The sequence below is a fragment of the Caulobacter sp. GSs2 genome (assembly GCF_058680895.1).
This window is the reverse complement of sequence record NZ_CM178725.1, coordinates 539,146-558,973: the sequence shown is the minus strand read 5'-3', so window position 1 is coordinate 558,973 and position 19,828 is coordinate 539,146. Positions and strand designations below refer to the sequence as shown.

General features: G+C 66.1%; 17 protein-coding genes. 9 read left to right on the top strand and 8 right to left on the bottom strand.

Annotated elements, in window-relative coordinates; all coding sequences use genetic code 11:
• Positions 1-53: 53 nt before the first annotated feature.
• From mltG to gmk, 3 genes are read left to right on the top strand one after another with little or no spacing between them, the layout of a single operon-like run.
• Positions 54-1,055, top strand: coding sequence for an endolytic transglycosylase MltG (mltG, locus tag ACW17Z_RS02645; RefSeq protein WP_419321465.1), 1,002 nt, complete (start codon positions 54-56; stop codon positions 1,053-1,055).
• 1 nt (position 1,056) lies between these two features.
• Entirely contained in the window at positions 1,057-1,938 is an 882-nt protein-coding gene (locus tag ACW17Z_RS02640; RefSeq protein ID WP_419317233.1) for a YicC/YloC family endoribonuclease, read from the top strand.
• Positions 1,931-2,572, top strand: coding sequence for a guanylate kinase (gene gmk / locus ACW17Z_RS02635; RefSeq protein ID WP_419317232.1), 642 nt, complete (start codon positions 1,931-1,933; stop codon positions 2,570-2,572). The genes ACW17Z_RS02640 and gmk overlap by 8 nt, the downstream gene beginning before the upstream one ends.
• Here the strand turns inward: gmk and rsmA are convergent.
• From rsmA to lptF, 6 genes are all read right to left on the bottom strand, one after another.
• The gene (gene rsmA, locus ACW17Z_RS02630) at positions 2,569-3,390 is read right to left on the bottom strand and encodes a 16S rRNA (adenine(1518)-N(6)/adenine(1519)-N(6))-dimethyltransferase RsmA (protein ID WP_492057464.1); all 822 of its coding nucleotides are present in this window, start codon (positions 3,388-3,390) and stop codon (positions 2,569-2,571) included. The two genes, gmk and rsmA, sit on opposite strands and share 4 nt — an antisense overlap.
• A gap of 22 nt (positions 3,391-3,412) precedes the next feature.
• Positions 3,413-4,414 carry a 4-hydroxythreonine-4-phosphate dehydrogenase PdxA gene (pdxA, locus tag ACW17Z_RS02625; protein ID WP_492057463.1) on the bottom strand — a complete coding sequence of 334 codons (1,002 nt, stop codon included), beginning with the start codon at positions 4,412-4,414 and terminating at the stop codon, positions 3,413-3,415.
• A complete protein-coding gene (locus ACW17Z_RS02620) occupies positions 4,411-5,697 on the bottom strand; it encodes a peptidylprolyl isomerase (protein WP_492058477.1) in 1,287 nt (428 codons plus the stop codon). The genes pdxA and ACW17Z_RS02620 overlap by 4 nt, the downstream gene beginning before the upstream one ends.
• A 146-nt stretch (positions 5,698-5,843) precedes the next feature.
• A complete protein-coding gene (locus tag ACW17Z_RS02615) occupies positions 5,844-8,198 on the bottom strand; it encodes an LPS-assembly protein LptD (RefSeq protein WP_492057462.1) in 2,355 nt (784 codons plus the stop codon).
• Between the two features lie 22 nt (positions 8,199-8,220).
• Positions 8,221-9,327 carry an LptF/LptG family permease gene (locus tag ACW17Z_RS02610; protein ID WP_419317227.1) on the bottom strand — a complete coding sequence of 369 codons (1,107 nt, stop codon included), beginning with the start codon at positions 9,325-9,327 and terminating at the stop codon, positions 8,221-8,223.
• A complete protein-coding gene (gene lptF / locus ACW17Z_RS02605) occupies positions 9,324-10,466 on the bottom strand; it encodes an LPS export ABC transporter permease LptF (protein ID WP_492057461.1) in 1,143 nt (380 codons plus the stop codon). The genes ACW17Z_RS02610 and lptF overlap by 4 nt, the downstream gene beginning before the upstream one ends.
• A 246-nt stretch (positions 10,467-10,712) precedes the next feature.
• Between lptF and ACW17Z_RS02600 the strand changes: the two genes are divergently transcribed.
• The 4 genes from ACW17Z_RS02600 to ACW17Z_RS02585 are packed head-to-tail and all read left to right on the top strand — an operon-like array spanning position 10,713 to position 15,419.
• The gene (locus ACW17Z_RS02600) at positions 10,713-12,194 is read left to right on the top strand and encodes a leucyl aminopeptidase (RefSeq protein WP_492057460.1); all 1,482 of its coding nucleotides are present in this window, start codon (positions 10,713-10,715) and stop codon (positions 12,192-12,194) included.
• Between the two features lie 8 nt (positions 12,195-12,202).
• Entirely contained in the window at positions 12,203-12,664 is a 462-nt protein-coding gene (locus ACW17Z_RS02595) for a DNA polymerase III subunit chi (protein WP_492057459.1), read from the top strand.
• Positions 12,661-12,999: a peptidase inhibitor I78 gene (locus ACW17Z_RS02590; RefSeq protein WP_419317223.1), complete on the top strand. Its 339-nt coding sequence runs from the start codon at positions 12,661-12,663 to the stop codon at positions 12,997-12,999. Before ACW17Z_RS02595 ends, ACW17Z_RS02590 begins: the two co-directional genes overlap by 4 nt.
• The gene (locus tag ACW17Z_RS02585; RefSeq protein ID WP_492057458.1) at positions 12,990-15,419 is read left to right on the top strand and encodes an MASE1 domain-containing protein; all 2,430 of its coding nucleotides are present in this window, start codon (positions 12,990-12,992) and stop codon (positions 15,417-15,419) included. Before ACW17Z_RS02590 ends, ACW17Z_RS02585 begins: the two co-directional genes overlap by 10 nt.
• Positions 15,420-15,439: 20 nt before the next feature.
• Here ACW17Z_RS02585 and ACW17Z_RS02580 read toward each other — a convergent pair whose 3' ends face one another.
• Positions 15,440-17,311: an ABC-F family ATP-binding cassette domain-containing protein gene (locus ACW17Z_RS02580; RefSeq protein WP_492057457.1), complete on the bottom strand. Its 1,872-nt coding sequence runs from the start codon at positions 17,309-17,311 to the stop codon at positions 15,440-15,442.
• A gap of 96 nt (positions 17,312-17,407) precedes the next feature.
• On the opposite strand from ACW17Z_RS02580, the gene ndk reads away from it, so the two are divergent.
• Together ndk and ACW17Z_RS02570 are read left to right on the top strand one after the other, a co-directional pair.
• A complete protein-coding gene (ndk, locus tag ACW17Z_RS02575) occupies positions 17,408-17,827 on the top strand; it encodes a nucleoside-diphosphate kinase (protein WP_419317220.1) in 420 nt (139 codons plus the stop codon).
• 166 nt (positions 17,828-17,993) lie between these two features.
• Positions 17,994-19,067: a sensor histidine kinase gene (locus ACW17Z_RS02570; protein WP_492057456.1), complete on the top strand. Its 1,074-nt coding sequence runs from the start codon at positions 17,994-17,996 to the stop codon at positions 19,065-19,067.
• A gap of 47 nt (positions 19,068-19,114) precedes the next feature.
• On the opposite strand, the gene ACW17Z_RS02565 is transcribed toward ACW17Z_RS02570, so the two are convergent.
• A complete protein-coding gene (locus ACW17Z_RS02565) occupies positions 19,115-19,753 on the bottom strand; it encodes a DedA family protein (protein WP_492057455.1) in 639 nt (212 codons plus the stop codon).
• Positions 19,754-19,828 lie beyond the last annotated feature (75 nt).

Below are 19,828 nucleotides of genomic sequence, written 5' to 3'. Positions count from 1 at the left end.
CCCGCAAAGCCCGCAAACGCGAGTCGGCGTCGATCGGACGCCGGCTGACTGCGATGATCTTCGCCGCTGGCGCCACCCTGGTCGTCATCGGCATGGTCTTCGTGTTCGGCGCGATCTGGCTCTATCAGGGCCCCGGGCCGGCGGCCAAGAGCGGTGACGTCACCTCGGTGGTTTTGCGCCGGGGCGCCAGCGTGCCCGAGATCGCGTCCAGTCTTGAGAGCGGCGGCGTGATCCGCTCCTCGTCGATCTTCATGACCGCCGCTCAGATCACCGGCGCGGCGCGCTCGCTGAAGGCCGGCGAATACGAGTTCAAGAGCCGGGCCTCGATGGCGCAGGTTCTGGAAGCGATCCGCAAGGGCAGGGTGGTCCGCCACTTCGTGACCATCCCCGAGGGCGTGACCTCGGACATGGCTGTCGACATCCTGATGCGCTCGCCGGTCCTGACCGGTGTCGCGCCGACCCCGCCGGAAGGCGCGGTTCTGCCCGAGACCTATCAGGTCGAGCGCGGCGAGGATCGCTCCGCTGTCCTGCAGCGGATGATGGACGACCGCGACCAGCTTCTGGACGAGCTGTGGCCGCAACGTCAGAAGGGCCTGCCGTTCTCGACCAAGGACGAGGCCATGACCCTGGCCTCGATTGTCGAGAAGGAAACGGGCATCGCCTCGGAACGTCCGCGGGTGGCGGCCGTGTTCGTCAACCGGCTGCGCACGGGCATGCGTCTGGGCAGCGACCCGACCATCATCTACGGCCTTACCCGCGGCCGGCCGCTGGGACGCGGCATCCTGCTGTCGGAACTGCAGCGCCAGACGCCCTACAACACCTATCTGATCGATGGTCTGCCGCCGACGCCGATCGCCAACCCCGGCCGCGCCGCCATCGCCGCCGTGCTGGATCCGCCCAAGACCGACGAGCTCTATTTCGTCGCCGACGGCACCGGCGGCCATGTCTTCGCGCGCACCCTCGAAGAGCACAACGCCAACGTCGTCAAATGGCGTCAGGTCGAGCGACGCCGCGCGGCCAAAAAGGCCGCCGCCACGCCCCTGAGCGGGGGTTGAGGTGGCGCTGTCGGGCATGACCGGCTTCGCACGCGTCGAAGGCGCGCACGGGGCCTGGTCCTGGGCCGTGGAGGCCCGCAGCGTCAACGGCCGCAATCTCGAGACCCGGTTTCGCGGTCCGCCCGGCTTCGACAGCCTGGACCGCGCGGCCCGCGACGGCGCCCAGGCGCGCTTTCAGCGCGGCCAGCTGACGGTCAACGTCCAGGGCAAGCGCGCCGAGGCCGTGGGTCAGACCCAGGTCAGCGTCGAGACCCTGGAGCGCTATCTGAAGGCCGGCGGACCCTATGTGGCCACCGGCATGGTCACCAAGCCGTCCCTGGATGGCCTGCTGGCCCTGCGCGGCGTCATTGAGGTGCGCGAGGAAGACGACGACGCCGAAACCCGCGCCGCCGTCGAGGCCGCGATGGCCGCCTCCATCGCTCAGGCCCTGGACGCCCTGAAGATCGCGCGGCTGGAGGAGGGGATCGCCCTGACTCCCGTGCTCAATGGCCAGGTCGATACGATCGAGCGTCTGACGACGGACGCCGGCGTCGAGGCTGCCGGTCAGCCCGCGGTGCTGAAGGACCGCTTCGCACGGCGCCTGACCGAACTGCTGGGCGAAGCCGCCACCGAAGAGCGCATCGTCCAGGAAGCCGCCGCCATGGCCGTGAAGGCCGATGTGCGCGAGGAACTCGATCGCCTGGCCGGCCACGTCGTCGCCGCCCGCACCCTGCTGACCGGCGAAGCCGCCGCCGGCCGCCGCCTGGATTTCCTGTCCCAGGAGTTCATGCGCGAAGCCAACACACTGTGCTCGAAATCTGCGCTCAGCGCCCTGACCGCGATCGGTCTGGAGCTTAAGGCCACCATCGAGCAGTTCCGCGAACAGGTTCAGAACGTTGAATAAGCCCCATCACAAGACCCGCGGCCTTCTGCTGATGGTCGTCGCGCCCTCGGGCGTCGGCAAGACCTCGCTGACCCGCCGCCTGGTGGCCGATCACGGCGACCTGCATCTGTCGATCAGCGCCACCACCCGCCAGCCGCGTCCGGGCGAGCATGACGGCCGAGACTATCACTTCGTCAGCCACGACAAGTTCCAGGAGATGATCGCGGCGGACGCGTTTCTGGAATGGGCCGAGGTCTATGGCAATTTCTACGGCAGCCCCAAGCCGCCGATCATGGAAGCGCTGGATCGCGGCGAGAGCGCGCTGTTCGACATCGACTTCCAGGGCGCGATGAAGGTGCACAAGCAGGCCGGCCCAGACAGCGTTCTGGTCTACATCCTGCCGCCGTCCCTGGCCGAGATGAGCCGGCGTCTGCACGCTCGCAGCCAGGACAGCGAAGAGGTCATCCACCGTCGCCTGGCCCGCGCCAAGGACGAGGTCGCCGCCTGGGAGCAGTTCGACTACGTCATCCTCAACGACGACTTCGATCGCGCCTATTCCGACCTCGCCCACATCTATCACGCTGAACGCCAGAAGCGGGCGCGCAACCCGTGGATCGGTGATCTGGTTCAGGATCTGCTGAAGGAAGAGATCTAGGCCAGCGTCGCCCGCGCCAGCGCCAGGAAGCCTTCGATAGGCACATTCTCGGCGCGGATGTCGGGACTGATACCAGCCTTCTCGCAGAGTTCGCCGCCGCCCAGCGCCTTGAGGCTGGAGCGGAGCATCTTGCGCCTTTGACCGAAGGCGGCTGCGGTCACGCGTTCCAGCGCGGCCAGTTCCGCTGGCGGCGGGATCACCGCGCGGGGAATCAGGCGGATCACCGCCGAATTGACCTTGGGCGGCGGCGTGAAGGCGCGGGCGGGCAGGTCCATGATCACCTTGGCCTCGCAGACCGTCTGGGAGATCACGGCCAGGCGGCCATAGGCGTCGTCATTGACCTGTGCGGCAATACGCTCGGCGACTTCCTTTTGGAACATCAAGGTCATCGACAATGGCAGGAACGGGCCTGTCAGCCAGTTGATCAGCAGCTGGGTGCCGACATTGTAGGGTAGGTTGGCCACCACATGGGCGGGGACCCCGCCGACGGCCTTGCTGGCGTCGACCTTCAGGGCGTCGCCCTGCACGACCTCCAGCCGCTGGTCGGCGGCTTCGGAGAGCTCGGCGAGGATGGGCATGAAGCGCGTGTCCATCTCGATGGCCACCACCCGGGCGCCGGTTTCCAGCAGGGCGCGGGTCAGGCCGCCCGGACCTGGGCCGACCTCTACCACCACGTCGTCTGGACCAATCCCCGCCAGCCGCGCGATCTTGCGGGTGATGTTGAGGTCCAGCAGGAAGTGCTGACCAAAGCTCTTGCGGGCCAGAAGGTCGTGACGCTCCAGGGCGTCGCGCAGCGGCGGCATATCGGCCAGGCTCATGGTCGTTTCGTCTCGAAAGGGTTCAGGCCGCGCGGCGGGCGGCGATCTGGGCCGCCAGCCGGATAGCGGCAATCAGGCTATCGGCTCGGGCCAGGCCGCGTCCAGCAATGTCGAAGCCGGTGCCGTGGTCGGGCGAGGTGCGGACGATCGGCAGGCCCAGGGTGACGTTCACGCCGCCCCAGAAGTCGAGCATCTTGACCGGGATCAGGGCTTGGTCGTGATACATGCACAGCACCGCGTCGTAGCGGGCGCGCGCCTCGGCGTGGAACAGGGTGTCGGCGGGGGCTGGCCCCATGACCTCGACGCCCAGGTCGCGCAGAACGCGGGCTGCGGGTTCGATGATCTCGATCTCCTCGCTGCCCAGGGCGCCGCTTTCGCCGGCGTGGGGGTTGAGGGCGGCAAGGGCCAGGCGCGGCCGGGCGACGCCGAAGTCGCGCTTGAGGGCCTGACTGGTGACCATGCCGGCCGTGACGATGGCCTCGACCGATAGGGCGGCCGAGACGTCGTTCAGCGCCTTGTGGATCGTCACCAGGGTGGCGCGGAGGTTGCCGGCGGTCAGCATCATCACCGGACCCCTTACGCCCTCGTGAGGCGCCCCGGCGGTCAGTTCGGCCAGGAACTCTGTATGGCCCGGAAAGGCGAAACCGGCGTCGTAGAGCGGCGCCTTGGCGATCGGGGCTGTGACCAGTCCCGAGACCGCCCCGGAAAGGGCGAGGCCTGCGCCCGTCTCGATGCAGCGGATAATCTGGGCGGCATGGGTGCTGGACGGCTGGCCGGCGATCACCGGGCTCAGCAGCGGCGTGTCGAGCACGGGCAGGGCTGTGGGAAAGACATCCAGCGCTTCGGACGGACCGGTGACGGTTTTGACCTTCACGCCCGAGCCGGCCGAGGCCAGAAGTCGAGCATCGCCCACGACCATGAAGGGCGGCCCCTCCCATCGGAGCGCCGCCCAGGCCTTGGCGATGATCTCGGCCCCGATGCCGGCGGGATCGCCGGCGCTCAGGGCCAGGGGTGTGGTCTTCACCGGGTTTCTATGGTCGCCGAGTTGCGGAGGTCGCGCAGGTAACGCTTGGAGATCAGGGCCAGTTGCTGGCCGCGCAGGCGGTTCTCGATCTGGTCGTGCGACGGCGCGCCGCCGCCCGACTGACGTTTGCCGCAGACGGCGATCAGGTGAAGGCCGGCGTCCGTGCGGATCGGATCCGAAACCTGACCAATTTCCAGGGCCGTGGCGGCTGCCTGGAAGGCGGGAGCCAGGTCGGTGATTTCGGCTTCGCCAAGATCACCGGCGACTAGGCCGTCCACCTTGCCGGCGGCGGCTTCAAGGGTCGAGCAGCTGGTGATCTGCGGCTTCAGGGCCAGCAGGGCGGTGTTGGCGGCTTCGATCTGCTGGGCTGTGGCGTCGGCGGCCAGCGGATAGGCGACCTGCTTGAGGTCGACCAGAGCGGTCTTGGCGCCCGCGCGCTTGTCGCGCAGGTAGATGATGTAGACGCCGTCCCTGACCGGGATCGGTCGCGAAAGCTGTCCGGGGCGCAGCTCTTCCAGCGCGGTGTCGACCTCGGGAGGCATTTCTCCGGGGCCTACCCAGCCGGCGTCGCCGCCATTGGCCGCCGTGGCGGCTGACGAGAACTGACGGGCGACGGAAGGGAAGGGCGCGCCTTGCTGCATTTGGGCGACCAGTTGGGTCGCGCCGTTGATGGCCGTTTCCATGCCGCCGACGCGGGCGGCGTCGATGAACACTTCACTGACCTGGTACTGGGGCTTGCTGGCCGATTCGGCCGCGCGGCGCTGGAAGGCCTTGATCTGGTCTTCGCCGACCCGCAGGCGCGAGCCATATCGACCGCTGATCCAGTTCTGCCAGCTGCTGTCGATGCGGATTTGCGAGCGGAAGGTCTCGGCGCCGACGCCCTGCGCGGCCAACTGGGCCAGCAGCTGTGCGCCGGTCATGTTGGCGTTGTTGCCCTTGGCGATGTCGTCGATCTGCTCGTCGACTTCCTTGTCGGTCGAGATGATCGTGATCTTCTGGGCCTTCTCGACCCGGCGCAGTTCCTGCAGCTGGACATGCTCGTCGATCAGCGAGCGAAGGGCTTCCTGCTCAAGCTGGGGAAGGTTTTCCTCGGTCGGCTGCACGCCCGAGCTGACCATCAGCAGGCGCATACGCTGCATCAGATCATAGCTGGAAACGATGTCGTCATTGACCACCGCCGCGACGCTTTCCGACAGGCCCCGCGGGGGCGCCGCCACGGGGGGCGGAGCGGCCAAGACGGACGCTGCGTCTTGAGCGAAGGCAGGCGCGCCAAAGCTCGCCATGGACAGGGCGATAATGGACGCGGCTCCAGCCGCGGCAAGGGTCTTCACGCTACGCGCAGGCCGCATGGGTAGTGTCGTTCCTCTAGGCGCGACGTGCCGATCACGCGCGCAAAAATCACGCGCACCGGGGGTGACGCGAGATCAATTTACTGGCTGTACCCTGTATCACCCAATGTGGCGAGGGTTAGGCGAAACACGACAGACTGGTCGGCCTGCAGCTTCAGACCGCCGGTCGAAGCCTGGCTGAAACGGTCTTCGTTCTGGTAGATGACGTCGATGCGGATGCAGTCGTCGGCATAGGCCACGCCTAGGTCGCGACGGCGCCAGACGCCGGCCACGAGGTCCTGCTGGCCATAGGCGGTGACAGCCCACTTCTTGGTGATGTTCAGCTGGCCGCGCATCTCGAAGGTCTCCAGCGGGAAGCCGCCGGCGTCCTGCTGGTCCTTGATGTAGCGCACCGAGCCGTTGGCGACCTTGTGGAAGGCGTCGACGCCGGCCTCGATGCGGCGGAACTTGTTGCTGGCCAGATCTGGCGCGTAGCGTGTGCGGACGAAGGCGTTGACGCCGCGCACCGGCGTGACCGTGGCTGCCACGATCCAGTCCGAAGACTTCTTCTGTAGGCCGGAACGGGCGGGCAGAAGAGGATCGACTTCAGAGCGGAAGCTGCGGCCAACCAGGATGCTGGCGCCCCGGGTGTCGTTGTATTTGACGGTGGCCCGCGCGCCAACATTCAGCCGCTGGCCGCCTTCATAGAGGTCGAAGCCGGGCGACTTGTTGGCGCGGAACAGGTTGGTCTCGTCGAACTCGAACGAGGTGCTGTCCTCGTTGTAGAGATAGGTCGTCGCGCCGCTGGTGCCGACCACGATCGGCACGCGGCGGCTCTCGGAGCCGGCGGCGACCTGGGCCAGGGGCTCCAGCACCACAGTGCCGCCCTTGAGGGCCTTGAAGAACGGGTAGCTGAAGTCGACGCCGGTCACGCCCAAGGCGCGCGAATAGGTCTGACTGTCATCGGCGCCCGGCAGGTCGGAGACGCGATAGGCGTCGCCGCGCGCCTGAGCAAAGGGCGAAACCCGCACCCCCGACTTGAGGGTCAGGGTCGAGCGCCAGTCGGCGCTGACGCTGCCGCGCTGGCTGTCAACGCCGTCCAGGGTCGCGCCATAGGGCGACTCGGCGCGGGTCAGGATCACGCCCGTGCCCTGCAGGCGCAAGCGCCCGCCCAGCACCGGATCCTTCGGCTGCCAGCGACCTTCGACCAGCGGGCCGATCAGCGGGAAGACGTCGCTGTTCTCGAAACTGGCCAGGCCGGTGACCGCATCAATGCCCGAAACCCGCAAGCCCTGCACCGAGACGGCGGAAAGCGACAGGTACGACAGCTTGTCCTGGCGGGTGGTGTAGATCTGCGAGCTGAGCCGACGGTCCTCGCTCGTGAACAGACCGCGCTGCTGGTAGACGTCGTTGATCGAATAGTTGTCGAAGAGCAGCTTGTCGGACGTGCGTTCTGCGCTGAAGCCCCACTTCCAATTGTCGTTGATGTCGAACATGCCCCGGGCAAGGATAAAGCTGCGCGGCGTGGCTTCGCCGAAGCGCTCGCCACGGTTGTCGATGTCCTTTTCGTAGGTGAGTCCGCCCCGGATCTCGGCGGTGCCGGAATAGAATCGCTTACGCCAGTGGGCGTTGAGGAACGGGTTAACACTCGAATTGATCTGGGGGCTTAGGACGATGTCCTGAGACGGCGAGATCACATAAAGATACGGCTGCTGGTAAGAAATCCCGCGCCGCTTGGACGCGCCCAGCTTGGGTGTCAGGAAGCCAGAGCTACGGGTCGCCTGCGGGTCAGGGTGCCAGAACACCGGCAGGTACATCAGCGGCGCGCCCCACAGGCGGATGACCGCGTTCTTGTAGTAGACGAGCTGGCGATCCTTATCCTGCACCACCTTGTCGGCGGCGACCGACCAGGTCGGGGTTGGCTTTTCGGCGCAGATCTCACACGGCGTGTAGATCGCTTGGTTGAGCTCCTGGATGTTGTCGTTGCGCCGGATGGCCGAGACGGCGGCGATCTTGACGTCCTTGTCCATGCGGGCCGAGAAGCCCAGTGCGAAGCCGGCCTTCAGGTCCTTGTCCAGGGTCATCTCGTCGGCGAACTGGGCGGTGCCGTCGCCGTTGATCAGCGCGACCTTGCCCTTGGCCGTTATGACCCCGGCCTTGGTGTCGTAAACCATTTCCTCGGCGCGCAGAGTGCGGCCCTGATAGCGCGCCTCGACGTCGCCGCGGGCGGTCAGGATCTGGGTCTTGTCGTCGCGGATCAGCAGATCGGATTCGAGATAGTAGCCCTCGTCTCCCAGGCCGTCTGATGGCGGGGCCTTAACGACCGGGACGGGTGGAACCTCGACCAGCGCCTGCTGGGCGTGCGCTGTCGTTGCGGCCAGCACAAGCGAGGCGACACCGGCGAGCAGACGCAAGCGACCCGGCAGGGACGATGCGCCTTGACGCTGATCCTTCATGAACGACCTCGGAGACACGGACTCAACCATCCTCAGTGTAGCAAAGCAGAGTGAGGCCCGCCAAAAGCGCGACGAGCGGGGGAGTCCAGGCGGCGACCGCTGAGTGCAGAACCTCGGCTTTCGCGAGCGCGCTGCATAGCTCGTTGAAGAAGAAAAAACCGAAACCCAAGGCGACGCCCGATCCGGCCAGGGCCGCCAGGCCGCCCAGGCGCATCAGGCGCAGCGAGAACGCCGCCGCCAGCACCGACATGGCGGCGAACAACAGCGGCGTGGCCAGGATCTGATGGTAGCGCAGGCGGAACGGCGTGGCCGAGAAGCCGGCGTCCTCGGTCCGCTCAATCGTGGTGGGGAGACGCCACAAGGCCACGGCCTGGGGTGAGTTGAAGCGCTCCGAGGCGGTCCGGTCATCGAGATTGGAGGGGATCGACAGGCTTTCGGAGCGAATCGCCCCGGCGCCGGGTGTCGCCTCGCGCACGCCGATCAGGCGCCAGAAGCCGGGCTCGAGCCGGGCCTCGTTGGCCTCGATGCGGCGCGAGAAGTCCATCACGCCCTTGCTGTTGAGCGTGTAAACGAACAGCGAAACGCCGCGCAAGCGCACCGAGCCGTCGATCTGGTCGCGGGCCCGGGCGCGGATGACGATCTGGGTCTTGTCGTCGCCCTGGCGCAGCCATGTGCCCTTGGGCGCGGCCTTCAGATAGTTCGCCATCATCGCGTCGCGCGTGACTTCATACTGCGCGGTCATGGCCGTGCTTAGAGGGTTGAGCAGGGTGATGGTGAGCACGCCGATCACAAAGGCTGCCGTTGCCGCCGGCAGGATGAACCGCCAGGCCGAGACACCTGCAGCGCGCATGGCGATCAGCTCGCTGCGCCGGTTCAGGCCGACGAAGGCGCCCAGGGTGCCGAACAGGAAAATGAACGGTGTCAGCACCAGGATGGTCGCCGGGGCCTGCAGGATTGTCAGGTACAGCAGTTCCAGAAAGCCGACATCGGCCCGGGTGCCGACGTTGCGGGCGATGTCGACGAAGGCGATCAGCATCACCATCGAGCCCAGCACCGCCAGGGCCGCGCCCAGCGAGGCCATGGTCCGCTTCAGGACGTAGCGCTCGACCATGCCGACGCCGAAACTCATGCTGCACCTGCCTGGGCGGCATAAGCAGCCTTGCGGCGGCTGATGGCGACGTGGCGCGCGACCTTCTGGCGGAAGATCTGGGCCATGCCCCACCAAAGGGCTCCAAGCGGCACGGCGTATTGCACAATGTTCAACCAGACATTGTCCTCGCAAGCCGCCTGGACGCCAAAGCCTACGATGCGCACCACGGCTGCGGCCGCGCCAACGGCTGCGATGCGCTTGCCATAGCCCATGCGGTTGAACTGGCCGCCGATCACGGCCGCCAGGGCCATGGCCATCAGCGCGATGTTGTAGAGGGGGCTGGCGAAACGCGAATGGGCCTCGGCCAGCAGGCCGATGCGGTTCTTCTGCTCCCACTCTTGGGTCAGGTCCGGGTAGAACAGCTCATGCAGATAGCGGTCGGCGATCTTGTAGTGGAGCAGCTCGTCGCTCTGGAACAGCGAGGACAAATCGAAGGTGTATTCCTCGAACGAGGTGTACTGCAGCACACCAGAGTTTGAAAATTGCTGGTTGGAGCCCTTGAGCATGATCAGAACCGGGGCGCCGTTGCGGGTGGCGATCACCGCTTCGCGCGACGAATAGGTCGAGGCGCCGCCGTCGGGGCGTTCCTGGTGAATGAACAGGTTGTGGATCAGGTTATTGCGGTCGATCGACTGGGCATAGACCGTGAGGCCAGGGCCAGGCTCGGTGAACTGTCCTGGCTGGACCAGCGTGGAAGCTACGTCTGTCTTCACGGTAAACGCGGTCTCGCGAATTTGACGGGCGCTCCAAGGCTGGACCCACAGGCCCAGGAACAGCGAGAATAGGGTCGCGAACACCGCCAGCCGCATGGCTGGCGATATGACTCGCCAGCGACTCATGCCGCCCGAGAAACAGACCACGATCTCCTGCTCGGTGTGCAAGCGGTTCAGGGCCACCAGGGCTGCCACGAACAGGGCGATCGGCAGGATGATGTTGAGCAGCTGCGGCAGGGCCAGCAGGATGATCTTGAGGAAAACCAACGCGCTCTGGCGCTGGGTGACCAGGATGTCGAACTCCGACAGGCTACGGGCCAACAGCGCAAGCGCCGCCAGGGCAGCCGCCGCGAAGAGCGTCGGACCCAGGACTTGGCGAAAGAGGTAGCGTTCGATCAGGCGCATCAAAAAGGGGGTTCGGGCGGGCGGATTCGGAAACGTCGAACCCCTAGGAAGAGGGCTGTTCTACACGGGCGCTTCCCCCCCGCACAACCGAAGACAGCGCGCCACGCGGCGCCGGAAGTCTTTTCTCTCGACGAGGGTTGGACTATGCCGCCAGATCAAGGCGAGACGGCCGTACAAAGGGCCGCATTGCGAGTCGCGCTTGCGGTTCGGGATGGTTAAGGCGCCAAGCCAATTCAGGAGCGTGCGATGCGTATCGAGTTCGTCCCCGCCGACCTTCATGCCGGCGCTACCGCTGCGGTGGCCGTCCTGGCCCATGAGGCCGCAGCCTTGTCACCCGAGGCCCGGGTGATCGATGAGGCCACCGGCGGCGCCCTGGCGCGCGCCATCGCCGGTGGGCGCTTCACCGGCGCCAAGGGTCAGGTTCTGGATCTGGTCGCGCCGCACGGCCTGGAAGCCGCTCGCGTTGTGCTGATCGGCGTTGATGGTGTGGGCGCGGTCGAGCCGGAGGCGATCGAAACCGCCGCCGCCGCCGCCTTCCAGGCGGTCAAGGCTTCGGGCGTCACCGAGCTGGTGCTGAAGCTGGGAGCCGACGCCGAGACCGCCGCCCGCGCCGCCTTCGGCGTCAAGCTGGCCGCCTATCGCTTCGACAAATACCGCACCACCGAGAAGGCCGAGAAGAAGCCCTCGGTCACCGTGGTCAAGGTGGCCGCCGCCGATCCGGTCAAGGCCGCCAAGCTTTTCGAAAGCCTTGACGCCCTGGCCGACGCCATTCTGTTCAGCCGCGACCTGGTGTCCGAGCCGGCCAATATCCTGCATCCGGAAGAGTTCGCCGCCCGCGCCAAGAGCCTTGAAAGCCTGGGCCTGGAAGTCGAGATCCTTGGCGAAGCCCAGATGGCGGAGCTCGGCATGGGCAGCCTGCTGGGCGTTGGCCAAGGTAGCGTGCGCGAGAGCCAACTGGTCATCATGAAATGGACCGGCGCGGTCGACAAAACCGCCCAACCCATCGCCTTCGTCGGCAAGGGCGTCACCTTCGACACCGGCGGCATCAGCATCAAGCCGGCCGACGGCATGGAAGACATGAAGTGGGACATGGGCGGCGCGGCCGCCGTGACCGGCGTCATGCACGCCCTGGCTGGCCGCAAGGCCAGGGTCAACGCCATCGGCGTCCTGGGCCTGGTTGAAAACATGCCCGACGGTAATGCCCAGCGCCCTGGCGACGTGGTCACCTCTATGTCGGGCCAGACCATCGAGGTCATCAATACCGACGCCGAGGGCCGCCTCGTGCTGGCCGATGCCCTCTGGTACACGCAGCAGCGTTTCAAGCCGCAGTTCATGATCGACCTGGCCACCTTGACCGGGGCGATCATCATCTCGCTGGGCCATGACTATGCCGGCCTGTTCAGCAACAACGATGGCTTGTCCGAAAAGCTTCTGGCCGCCGGCAAGGCCGAACGCGAGAACCTGTGGCGCATGCCGCTGCCGGCGTCTTACGAAAAGCAGATCGAAAGCCCGATCGCCGACATGAAGAATATCGGCGGCCGTCCTGCGGGTTCGATCACGGCGGGTCTGTTCCTGCAGAAGTTCGTCAATGGCGTGCCGTGGGCCCACCTCGATATCGCTGCCGTGGCGTGGCGCAAGCCTTCTACCGATCCGACCGTGCCCGACGGCGCAGTGGGCTTTGGTGTTCGGCTGCTCAACCGTCTGGTCGCCGACGCCTACGAAGGCTGATCGATCCGATGTCCGGCGCGCCCTGCGAGGTCTGGTTTTACCATCTGGAGCGAAGCAGCACCGAACAGGTGCTGCCGGAACTGCTGGAAAAGACCCTTGGGCGGGGCTGGAAGGCGCTGGTGCGTGGCAGCGACGCCGGCCGTATGGAAGTCCTGGATGGTTATCTGTGGACCTATCGCGACGACACCTTTCTGCCGCACGGACTGGCCAGAGAGCCTATGGCCGAGCGGCAGCCAGTGCTGCTGACCGACGGGCTGGACAACCTGAACGGCGGTGATGCGTTGTTTCTGCTCGACGGAGCTGAACCTGGCGATTTGGCCGGATTCTCGCGTTGCGTTCTGTTGTTTGACGGCCGCGACGAGTCGGCTCTGGCCCAGGCGCGGGGTCGCTGGGCAGGTTTCAAGAAGGCCGGGCACCCGGTGTCGTACTGGCGCCAGGGCGCCGAACGTGGATGGGAGAAGCAGGCATGAAGACGCTGATCGTGGTGGGGAGTGTGCTTGCCGCTGCCGTTCTGGCGGCTTCATGCTCCAGCGCCCCACCGCCGGCGCCGCTTCCGCCGCCCGAAACGCCGGTGGCCCCGCCGCCGGTGGCCATCGCGCCGCCGCAGCCAAGGGACCAGTGCGGCATGGACGAAGCCAAGGCCTTTATCGGCAAGAACCGCACCGAACTGCCGGCCGCCGTGGATCCCACGCGATGGCGGGTGGCCTGCACCACCTGCCCGGTGACCATGGACTTTCGGCCTGATCGCCTGAACATCTTGTTCGACGCCGACACCGGCAGGGTGAAAGAGGTCAAGTGCGGCTAGACCGACAAGACATAGGGCGCACGGCGCTGGCCTCGCTGATCGCGGGGCTGGGCTTTGCGCTTTGTGCCTATGTCGGCGTCGAGCTTCCCCGCGCCTACAATCAGGTAACGCCGATCTGGCTGTCCAATGGCTTTGTCGTGGCCTGCCTGCTCGCCGTCGATACGCGTCGCTGGACGTGGATGCTGGCCGCCTCGCTCGTGGGCGCACTGCTGGCGGGCGCGCATGCGGGCGACACCCTGCTCGTCAATTTCGCGCTGGCGCCCAGTAACATCCTGCAGGTCTGGCTGTGCGCCTGGTCCACGCGGCGGGTTTTGGGGCGAGAGATCGACCTTGGCCGACCCAAGCACATGATTGCCTTCGTCGGGCTGGCCGGGTTCGCTGCTCCCCTGATCACCGGCGTCCTGTCGTCCCTCATCCATACAGCGACCCGCGGCGGGGATGTCTGGGCCAACATGGCCGTCTGGGTGCTGGGCGATATTCTGGGCATTCTGACCGTGACGCCGTGTGTCCTGGTCCTGGTCAAGGCCAGGACTTATCTGGCCGAGCGTGGCGTGACGCGCGACGGCCTACTTGCCCTGCTGGTCCTTTTCATTGTCACGACCGCGGTGTTCGCGCAGGGGCGTTATCCGCTCCTGTTCATCGTGCCGCCCGTCATGCTGCTTGTCGCGTCGCGGCTTGAGGTTCTGGGCGCGGTATTTGGCGCGGCCATGGTCGCGACCATTGCCGTGCTGTTCACCATGGCCGGCGTCGGCCCCATGCAGCTGATTGAAGATTCCCCCGTGGAACAGTCGATCATTCTGCAGGCTTTTCTGGCCGTATCGATCTTCGTCAGCCTGCCCGTAGCCGCCTTTCAGCGGCAGAGGCGCTATATCCTGGATCGCATGGCCCAGGCTAGCGAGGCGGCGGCTAACAGCGAGGCCCGCTATCGTCTGCTGACCGAAAACGCCCTCGATGTGATCGTGCACAGCGATCTGAAGGGGCGGGTGACCTATATTTCGCCCTCTGTGCTTGCTGTTCTGGGCTATGCGCCTGAAGAGCTGACGGGGGAGCGTCCGATTGAATTCGTCCATCCTGACTACATGGACGCGGTGATTGCCATCAGTCGTGGCCTTGTCAGCGGCCAGACCCCCGGCGCACCGGATCGCATCGAGTACCAAGCCTATCACAAGGACGGCGGCGTGATTTGGCTGGAGTCGCGTCCGACCCTGGCCCTCGACCCCGTCAGCAGCGAGAAGGTCGGCATCACGGACGTGGTTCGCGACATCACCGCGCGCAAGATGCTGGAGCAGGAACTGCGCGAGGCCCGCGTTACGGCCGAAGCCGCCGCCGCCGCCAAAGGTGAGTTCCTGGCCAATATGAGCCACGAGCTGCGCACGCCCCTGACGGCGGTGCTCGGTTTCGCCAATCTGGTGGATGATCAGCCCGAACTGTCTGCCGAAACTCGCCGTCATGTGGCCAGGATCGTCGATGGCGGGCGCTCTTTGCTGGCCACGATCAACGACATCCTGGACTTCTCCAAGCTTGACGCTGGTCACATGGAGATCCGGCCGCGCGCCGTGGACGTCGCCGATCTGGCGCGGGACGTGCTGGACATCTTCACCCTGCAGGCGTCGGCCAAGGGGCTGAGCTTGATCTGCGAGGGGCTGGAATCCCTGCCGGCCAGTCTCTGGCTCGATCCCGAGCGGCTGCGGCAGGTGCTGCTGAACTTGATCGGCAACGCGGTCAAGTTCACCGAAACCGGCGGCGTGACCCTCAGCCTGACCTACGACGTCACAGAAGAGCGGCTTGGCGCAGCGATCGCCGACACCGGGCGCGGCATAGCCGAGGAAGACCTCAAGCTGCTGTTCATGCGCTTCTCGCAGGTCGACGCCTCGATCCGTCGCCAACATGGCGGCACGGGCCTTGGTCTGGCGATCTCGAAGGGCTTGGTCGAGGCCATGGGCGGCCAGATTGGCGTCGAGAGCCGGCTGGGCGAGGGTGCGCGGTTCTTCTTCGACCTGTACGCGCCCGTTCAGACCCTCGACGAGACCGAAGGCGAGGCCCCGGCCCCCAGCTTGCCGATGGGGTGCCGGGTGCTGGTGGTCGACGACAACGCGGCCAATCGCGAACTGGTGCGCACCGTGTTGGAAGCCTTCAACGCCCAGGTTTCCGAGGCGGTCGATGGCGAGGAGGGCGTGATCGCCGCCCAGGCGGAGCAGTTCGACGTCATTCTGATGGACCTGCGTATGCCGCGCCTCGATGGCGCGCAGGCGGCCGAACGCATCCGCAAGGGGGAGGGACCCAGCGCCGGCGCGCCAATCATAGCCTTCTCGGCGGACGTCGGATCGGGATCGCCGGGGGCGGTGTTCAACGGCTCGGTGTCAAAGCCGATGACAGTTGTGTCCCTCGTCGGCGCGATCTCCGCCCTTCTGCCCGCCTGAGACATTCAGGACAGACGGCTCTAGGCCTCGGCCGCCGACAGCTCTTCAGCCAAGCCCATCCACGTTGCCTCGGCGTCTTGCAGCTTGGCCTGGGCGGAGTCACGGCGCTTTGTCAGTTCCGCGACCTTGGTCGGGTTCTTGTAGATCTGCGGGTCAGCAAGTTGGGTTTCAAGCTCGACCACCTGGCGGGTGGTGCGAGTGACCACCTGCTCGGCGGCTTCGATCTTCCGCTTCAGAGGCTCGATGGCGACGGTCTTGCGCGGCGCGGCGGCGGGCGTTTCGGCCTTGGCCGGCTCGCGCGCCACCTGGGTCGGCTTCACCGACTGCTTGGCGCGGTCCAGCACGAACTTGGCGTAGTCGTCCATGTCGCCGTCGAAGGGCTTCACCGTGCCGTCGGCGGCCAGCCACAGGCGGTCGGCGACCAGTTCCATCAGCGAGCGGTCGTGGGTGATCAGGATCACTGCCCCCTCATAGTCGTTGAGGGCGTCCAGCAGAGCGCGGCGGCTGTCGATGTCCAGGTGGTTGGTCGGCTCATCGAGGATCAGCATGTGCGGCGCGTCCATGGCCACCATGTTCAGCAGCAGGCGCGCCCTCTCGCCGCCCGACAGGTTGGCGACCGTGGTCTCCTGCTTGTCGAAGTTCAGGCCAAACTGGGCCAGTTTCGAGCGGCGCGAGGATTCCGAGGCGTCCGGCATAGCCCGACGGATGATCTCCAGCGGGGTGTCTTCGGGGTCCATCGCCTCGATCTGGTGCTGGTGGAACCAGCCGACCTTCATCTTGCGGTCGCGGTGGAATTCGCCCGACTGCACGCCCAGGGCGCCGGCGATCATCTTGGCGAAGGTCGACTTGCCGGCGCCGTTGACGCCCAGCAGACCGATGCGGTCGTCCAGGTCCATGCGCAGGTTGAGGTTCTTGAGGATCGGGCGACCCTCTTCGTAGCCGACATTGGCCCGCTCCAGCCGGATCAGCGGGGGTGGCAGGGGGCGCGGCGGCGAGGGCAGGGTGAAGGGCGCGACGCGCTCCTCGATCGTGGTCGCCACCGGCTCCATCTTGGCCAGACGCTTCATGCGCGACTGGGCCTGGGCGGCCTTGGAGGCCTTGGCCTTGAAGCGGTCAACGAAGGACTGCAGGTGGGCGCGCTCGGCGTCCTGCTTGGCCTTGGCGGAAAGTTGCAGGCGGGCCTTCTCGGCGCGGCGCTTTTCGAAATCGTCGTAGCCGCCGGTGTAGAGTTCCAGCTTGCCGCCGGCCAGGTGCAGCATGTGCGTACAGCTGTTGTTGAGCAGCTCGCGGTCGTGGCTGACGATCAGGGCGGTGTGCGGATATTTCTGGAGGCGCGCCTCCAGCCACAGGGCGCCTTCCAGGTCGAGATAGTTGGTCGGTTCGTCCAGCAGCAGCATGTCGGGCTCGGCGAACAGGGCCGCAGCCAAAGCCACGCGCATCCGCCAACCACCTGAGAACTCGGCCATTGGCCGTGCGAGGTCTTCTTGGCTGAAGCCCAGGCCCGACAGGATTTCAGAGGCCTTGGCCGGCGCCGCATCGGAGTCGATTTCGATCAGACGGCTCCAGATCTCGCCCATTTCTTCTGGATCGGCCGTCTCAAGGCGCGTCAGCAGGCTGTGGCGCTCCTCGTCGGCCTCCAGCACCGTGTCGAGCAGACTGACAGGCGTTGCGGGGTGTTCCTGGTCCACCGAGCCGATGCGCGCGGACTTGGGCAGGCTGATCTCGTCGTCGCTGGCATGCAGTTGGCCGAGGATCAGCTTGAACAGGGTGGACTTGCCCACGCCGTTGCGGCCGATCAGGCCCACCTTGGCGCCGGGCGGCAGGCTGACGCTGGCGTGGTCGAAGAACTTCCGTCCCCAGGCGTTGAAGGTCAGGTCTTTGATCTGGAGCATTTGAAAGGACGACTACGCGGCGGGTTGGCGGGGAGGAAGCGCCCGGCTATAAGCCCGCAGCTCCCCAATTCACAACTTTATGTGTGAGATATCTTCGTGACCGAACGCACCTTCTCGATCCTCAAGCCGGACGCCACGCGTCGCAACCTGACCGGCGCCATCAATGCGGTGATCGAGGCCGCCGGCCTGCGCATCGTCGCCCAGCGCCGCGTCAAGCTGACGGAAGCCCAAGCCAAGAAGTTCTACGAAGTCCACGCCGAGCGTCCGTTCTACGGCGAACTGGTCGGCCAGATGATCGCCGAGCCGGTTGTCGTGCAGGTCCTGGAAGCCGAAGGCGCCGTGGCCAAGTACCGCGACGTCATGGGCGCCACCAACCCGAAGGACGCCGCCGAAGGCACCATCCGCAAGCTGTTCGCCCTGTCGATCGGCGAAAATTCGGTCCACGGCTCGGACAGCCTGGAGAACGCCGCGATCGAGATCGCCCAGTTCTTCAAGGACGAAGACATCGTCGGCTAAAGGTTTTCAGACCGGCGAGCTTCGCCGGTTCAAATAGATCTTGAGAAGCGGCGTGGCCTATGGTCACGCCGCTTTTCTTATGCCTGGCCCGCCTATTCAGCGTATACAGGCCGCCTTTCGCTCCCCCGGCGTCGTCTGGAGACCGCAAGGGCGGAGTCCATATTCCATGACCGAAAACGGCGAGCAGGTTGATCAGCTGCTCAATACCCCTGATCTGGCCAGCGTGCTGGATAGCGACGGCTTCCGACAGTTTCTCGACCAGGTGCCGATCGCCATCGCGGTGTCGGAACTGCATCCGATGGAGCGCATCGTCTACGCCAATGTCGAGTTCGAACGCCTGAGCGGTCAGACGGGCGCGGATCTGGAGGGCCAGTCGTGGAGAGCGCTGCTCGGACGGTCGGCGAACGCGAACGATGATGGCGCGCTGAGCGACGCGATCGTCGATGATCAGGACTATATCGGCGTCTTCTCCTTTGCCCACAATCAGGGGGTCGAGGCCGTCGACGCCTGGTCGAACATTATCCAGGACAATGCCGGCGCTCCGGTGTTTCGCATGCTCGCCCTGGTCGGCGCGACCAGTCGTGACGCCGATCGCAGCGAGTTCGAGCAGCGCATCCTCGACAAGGACGTCCTGCTTCGCGAACTGCAGCACCGTGTGGCCAACAATCTGCAGATGATCACGGCCCTGATCCGGATCGAAGCCCGCAACGTGCCTGAAGAGGCCAAGGACGAACGGTTCAGCCGGTTAGCCGGGCGCGTCGAGGCCCTGGGCCTGCTCTATCGCTCGCTGTCCGAAGAGAGCCAGGCCGAGACCGTCGATCTGGGCGTCTATCTCAGCGAGATCGCCTCTGCCGTCATGCGGGCTCATGCGGTGGAGGGCATTCACCTCAATCTTCAGGTCGATACATGGCCCGTCTCGATCAATGTGGCGATGCCGACCGGCCTGGTCGTCAACGAACTGCTGACCAATGCCCTCAAACACGCCTTCAAGGGGCGTGATGGGGGGACCATCACCCTGCACAGTCTGGTCGATGAAGAGGGGTGTCGGGTGGTCGTGTCGGACGATGGCCTGGGGCTGCCGGAGGGCTACGTCTGGCCCAGGCCTGGCAAGCTCAGCAACATGATCGTCCAGTCCCTGCGTCAGAACGCTAGGGCCAGGGTCGAGGTTGGGGCCGAGCCCGGCGGCGGGATGCGTGTGATGATCGTCTTCACCCGCGCGGACGCCCTGTCGGCGTCCTGAAGCGCCTTAAGCGAGAAACGCGCCGGGAAGCTCAGGCCTTTTGGTTTTCAGACGGCCAGTCGGGCGGTGCGCGCCGACACAGGGGTCAGCCGCTTCCAGGCGATGTAGCCCGCGATTACCAGAACCGCCGCACCGGCCGCGAAGGCGACCCCGGCGACGGGATCGGAGGTCAGCATGTGCAGGTTGCGGGCGGCCAGATAGCCGGGCGCCAGCATCGAGATCACCCACAGCGGGGCCGTCACCGCGCTGGCGGCCTGAAAGGCCCAGGGGCGCGAGCGCGACATGCCGGCCACTATGGGGATGAAGGGGCGAACCGGACCCATGAAGCGCGCGGCGGCGATGGCGATCACGCCATGGCGGCGCGACAGCAGGCGTGCGCGGGCGAACAGGCGGCGATGTCCCGCCAGCAGGCCGCTGGCCAGCCTGCGCGCGCCCAGTCCGCGACCCAGCAGGAAGGAGATAGCGTCACCGATGATCGCGCCGGCGCTGCACCACAGGATGGCCTCGGCCGGGTGCAGGACGCCTTGAGCGACCAGCGCGCCCGCCATCACCATAACCCCGACGATCGGGATCAGCAGCCCGACCAGCAGAAGGGCTTCCAGCAGGGTCAGGACGAACAGGACCAGCCCAGCCCAGTGGCTGTTCTGGGCGATCGTTTCGGTCAGTTGGGGCAGCAGCGATTCCATGGGGGCAATTTGCGGATGAATAGTGACAGGACCCTGACCCGAGATGGTTATTTCTTTCGAACGCGACAATTGGTC